This is a genomic window from Microcystis sp. M53603_WE2, assembly GCF_030065435.1.
The window spans coordinates 1-4,308 of record NZ_JASJFF010001056.1 but is presented as its reverse complement, the minus strand read 5'-3'; the positions used below and the strand labels follow the sequence as shown (position 1 = coordinate 4,308).

Sequence of the window (4,308 nt, the reverse complement as noted above, 5' to 3'; positions counted from 1 at the left end):
GGCGTTTTTCCTGACCTTTTGGCATTCTAATTAGGGTTTGCGGCAAAAAGTTTTTCCTAGGGGCAGGGTGTAGGGTGTGGGGTGTGGGGTGTGGGGTTTTACCGATTTTGAGGGGGTCAATTACCTAATTTTCAGGGAAAAAGTCCCTGAATTTCCCTCTAATCACTCCCATATCTGGTACTTTTTGAGGGGAAAAAAGTCCAAAAGTCTTATCCAACAAGGTTTTTAGATTTATTCAGCAAGCCTTAATTAGGGTTTGCGGCAAAAAGTTTGTTGGTGGGGACAGGGTGTGGGGTGTGGGGTGTGGGGTGTGGGGTGTAGGTTTTTACAGCTTTTCATCTGGTCAATTACCTAATTTTTAGGGAAAAAGTCCCTGAATTTTCCCCCCGATCACTCCCAGATATGGTACTTTTTGATTGACAAAAAGTCTAAAAGTCTTACCCAACAAGGTTTTTAGCTTTATTCAGCCAACCCTAATTAATTTCTAAAAAATCTTGCAATTTTCTTAGATAAGTAGGGGCATCTTCTAACATGGGAAAGTGAGCGGTATTAGCCATCTCCACATACTGGATATTATTATTCAAATCCGCCGCCATTTTGCCCATTTTGGCAGGAATAATAATGTCTTTTTCCCCTGATACTAAAAGAGTTGGTACCTTAATCTCAGCAAATTTACCAGGCATAATTTCCACTGCCTTTTTACTCACAGATGTATAAATTGTGCCTAGGACGGCATCGTAATCCGCCGCTAAAAAATCTTCTAAAAAAGCAATTCTTTCTGATTTTGGGATCGATCGATGCAAAAATCTCGCCATAAATAATCGATCGGCAAAAGGTACTTTTAAAAACCAATCATAACGAAACTGTACCACATACTTACCGAATTTATGGAAGGCAGCAAAAGCCGCTTTATTATACTCAAAAATGCCATTACAGGTTAAAACTGCTTTGACCACTCTTTCGGGGTACATAGTAATAAAAAAAGTCGCCACCGATGCCCCCATAGAGTGACTATTGAGATAGATTTTTTCAATTTCCAAACTATCTAAAAACAAGGCCAAATCAAGGGCATATTCTTCTAAATCGTAGGAAAGATCGGGGGATTTTTCCGGCAATTTAGACCGACCAAAACCGCGCATATCGTACAATAAACAATCAAAGCGATCGCAAATTGCCGCAGCAGTTGATCGCCAATAGCGTCCCGATCCTCCCCAACCATGAATAAACACCATCACCGGCTTTTTCTCAACAGATTCCGATTGCCGAATCCACTCGTAATAGTGGGGAACACCGCGAACAGTGATTGTTTTATCGATTATTTGAGTTTTCATGATAGATGTCGTCTTCCAGATTATCCCAAATCTTAGCCAGTGCAGTTTCGCTGACTTTTTGCCAGAAATCCGAGTTTGTCTCCTCCGGGATAAGGGTGACTAAAACCCTAGTACCCTCTGGAATCGGCACGGATTCGAGGAGTTCGATCTGGCCTTCTTTGACGATCGCGGGAACGGTGTTCAGCATGGTTAACCTCGATTTTTCCCCTTAAGCGGATTCTTGACTGGGTAGAGAGGAAGGATGAACCAATAGCTCTGCCGTGGAACGTTTTTCCACCATTTCGCGGGTGATTAAACAGCGTTTCACGTCCTTGCGCGAGGGCAATTCGTACATGACATCGAGCATTAATTCCTCGACAATACCCCGTAGGGCCCGGGCCCCGGTTTTGCGACGATAGGCCTCTTGGGCGATCGCTAGGACGGCATCAGATTTAAACTCTAACTGTACATTGTCCATCTTCAACAGTTTTTGATACTGTTTCACCAAAGCGTTGCGGGGTTGCGTCAGGATAGCGATTAAAGCTTCCTCATCCAGGGGTGACAGTGCCGCTAGGACGGGAATCCGACCGACAAACTCTGGAATCATGCCAAATTTGACTAAATCATCGGGAGTCATTTGTTTTAATAACCCTGCCGCCACCTTATCCTTACTAGCTTGGCCATCTCCTGGTTGAATAAAGCCCATGGATTTTTTACCGAGACGCTGATCGATCACCTTATCTAAACCAACAAACGCCCCACCGCAGATAAACAGGATATTGCTGGTGTCAATCTGAATACAATCCTGATAGGGGTGTTTGCGGCCGCCTTGGGGGGGAACATTGGCGATCGTTCCCTCTAACATTTTCAGTAAAGCTTGCTGTACCCCTTCTCCGGACACATCCCGGGTAATCGAGGTATTTTCGCTCTTGCGGGCAATTTTATCGATTTCATCGATGTAGATAATGCCCCGCTGCGCTTCTTCCACGTCTAAATCTGCCACTTGTAACAGACGCAAGAGAATATTTTCCACATCTTCCCCCACATAACCGGCCTCGGTTAAAGTGGTGGCATCAGCGACAGCAAAAGGTACATCGAGGATTTTAGCCAGAGTTTGAGCTAGAAGGGTTTTTCCCGATCCTGTGGGACCAATTAACAGAATATTGGATTTTTGCAGTTCGATGCTATCTTCTGGACTACCGCCACCGGCTTTTTGGGTTTGGATATCTTTGAGGCGTTTGTAATGGTTATAAACGGCCACCGAAAGCACTTTTTTCGCCTCATTTTGACCAATAACGTAGTCATCGAGGTGTTTTTTAATCTCTCTTGGTTTGGGAATTTGTTCCCAAGTGGTTTTGTTTTGGCCCGATCGCCGTTTGTTGGGACGTTCCTCCACTGGGGCGACCGGACTGGGCGGTTCCATCAATTCCTCATCGAGAATTTCGTTACACAGTTCCACACACTCGTCACAGATATAGACCCCCGGCCCGGCGATTAATTTTCGCACTTGTTCCTGGGATTTGCCGCAAAATGAACACTTGAGGTGGGAGTCGTACTTAGACATAGTTTATTTACAGGGAAGTAACGGGAACGGTAGGATCGGGCAGTTCGGGACGGGAAATCACCAGATCGATTAACCCATATTCTTTGGCTTCGACGGCCGACATGAAAAAGTCCCGTTCGGTGTCGTTAGCGATGCGATCGTAGGGTTGACCAGTGTGGTGAGCCAGCATGGTATTGAGTCTCTGTTTAATATAGAGGATCTCTTTGGCTTGGATGGCGATATCACTAGCTTGACCTTGGGCGCCGCCGAGGGGTTGGTGAATCATGATCCGGCTACTGGGTAGGGACATCCGTTTACCTGCTGCGCCGCCACAAAGCAGGAATGCTCCCATACTAGCGGCTAAACCGAAACAAATTGTCGCCACGTCGGGGCGAATTTGTTGCATGGTGTCGTAGATAGCTAGTCCGGCATAAACGGAACCGCCGGGGGAGTTGATATAGAGTTGGATATCTTTTTCGGGATCTTCTGCCTCCAAGTAGAGGAGTTGGGCAACGATCGAATCAGCGACCTGATCATCGACGGGAGTTCCCAAAAAGACAATTCTCTCCCGCAAGAGTCGAGAATAGATATCAAAAGCCCGTTCACCCATGCCAGACTGTTCGATTACCACGGGTAAAACGTTAGCTAGGGAGTTTCTCCCCGTGTTGGCGTAGATAGCAGGGCGACAATTACTGGTAATTGGGTAGTCAGGTGATCTCGATTCGAGCATAATTTTTTCGGTTCCGCTATCACAATCTTAGGGGTTTTGCTTGGCTGTGGAGCTTTTATTGGCCAATGTTAAGCATCTTTAGCACTTCTGTCCATCTATTATGCCCTAAGTTTCCCCCGGTTGGCAGGAATCGGTTATCAGTTATCAGGAGATGGGGGAATGGGGGAATGGGGGAATTCAACTAATACCCCAACACCCTAAAACCCTAACACCCCAACACCCCAACACGACTGCTAACTCCTTACGGTTATTCTTCCTCAGCCTCAGCTGCCAACACTTCCACTTCGGTGAATGCGAAGGTTTCTTCCGTTTCCTCATCCTCCCTTGTTTCTTCCTCTAGGGAACCTTTGGGGACGAGGGTGATAGTAGCTTTTTCTTTCAGCCATTCCAGGGTGTTTTCTGCCAGCATTTCTTCGGTGATCACCTGTTCCAGACGCTGCCTATCTATGTCGCGATCGGACAATTGGACCATGATTTTAGCGATTTTTTCCGTTACCGCTTCGGCACTGACTTCAATGCCGGCGACTTTAGCCAATTCCTGCACCACGAGAGTCTCTTTCAGACTTTCGATCGCATCGGGACGGGTGTTTTCCCGCATTTTGGGAATATTATCTTTTGTAAACAACTGGTTGACATCTAGCCCCATTTGTTGAAATTCCATGAAGCTTTGGGTCAAAATATGCGTCACTTCCTTTTCGATCAGCGTCTCCGGTAAATCTAAAGTC

The 4,308-nt window shown here is 46.1% G+C and carries 5 protein-coding genes; all 5 read right to left on the bottom strand.

The genetic code is table 11. From position 1 onward, the window contains the following. Nucleotides 1-473: 473 nt before the first annotated feature. Nucleotides 474-1,331: an alpha/beta fold hydrolase gene (locus PX481_RS22260; RefSeq protein ID WP_002758594.1), complete on the bottom strand. Its 858-nt coding sequence runs from the start codon at nucleotides 1,329-1,331 to the stop codon at nucleotides 474-476. Further along, nucleotides 1,309-1,518, bottom strand: coding sequence for a hypothetical protein (locus PX481_RS22255; protein WP_288096085.1), 210 nt, complete (start codon nucleotides 1,516-1,518; stop codon nucleotides 1,309-1,311). Before PX481_RS22255 ends, PX481_RS22260 begins: the two co-directional genes overlap by 23 nt. Before the next feature lie 21 nt (nucleotides 1,519-1,539). Continuing rightward, nucleotides 1,540-2,874: an ATP-dependent protease ATP-binding subunit ClpX gene (clpX, locus tag PX481_RS22250; protein ID WP_288096082.1), complete on the bottom strand. Its 1,335-nt coding sequence runs from the start codon at nucleotides 2,872-2,874 to the stop codon at nucleotides 1,540-1,542. 7 nt (nucleotides 2,875-2,881) lie between these two features. Continuing rightward, nucleotides 2,882-3,583 (bottom strand): ATP-dependent Clp endopeptidase proteolytic subunit ClpP, encoded by a 702-nt coding sequence (gene clpP / locus PX481_RS22245; RefSeq protein WP_002736918.1) that lies wholly within the window; start codon nucleotides 3,581-3,583, stop codon nucleotides 2,882-2,884. 247 nt (nucleotides 3,584-3,830) lie between these two features. After that, nucleotides 3,831-4,308: SurA N-terminal domain-containing protein (locus tag PX481_RS22240; protein WP_502888629.1), on the bottom strand; the 478-nt coding region annotated here is incomplete at its 5' end.

Excerpts from the sequence above, each read along its gene's own strand:
- PX481_RS22260 (WP_002758594.1), bottom strand. The coding sequence starts at position 1,331 with ATGAAAACTCAAATAATCGATAAAACAATCACTGTTCGCGGTGTTCCC.
- PX481_RS22255 (WP_288096085.1), bottom strand. The coding sequence starts at position 1,518 with ATGCTGAACACCGTTCCCGCGATCGTCAAAGAAGGCCAGATCGAACTC.
- clpX (WP_288096082.1), bottom strand. The coding sequence starts at position 2,874 with ATGTCTAAGTACGACTCCCACCTCAAGTGTTCATTTTGCGGCAAATCC.
- clpP (WP_002736918.1), bottom strand. The coding sequence starts at position 3,583 with ATGCTCGAATCGAGATCACCTGACTACCCAATTACCAGTAATTGTCGC.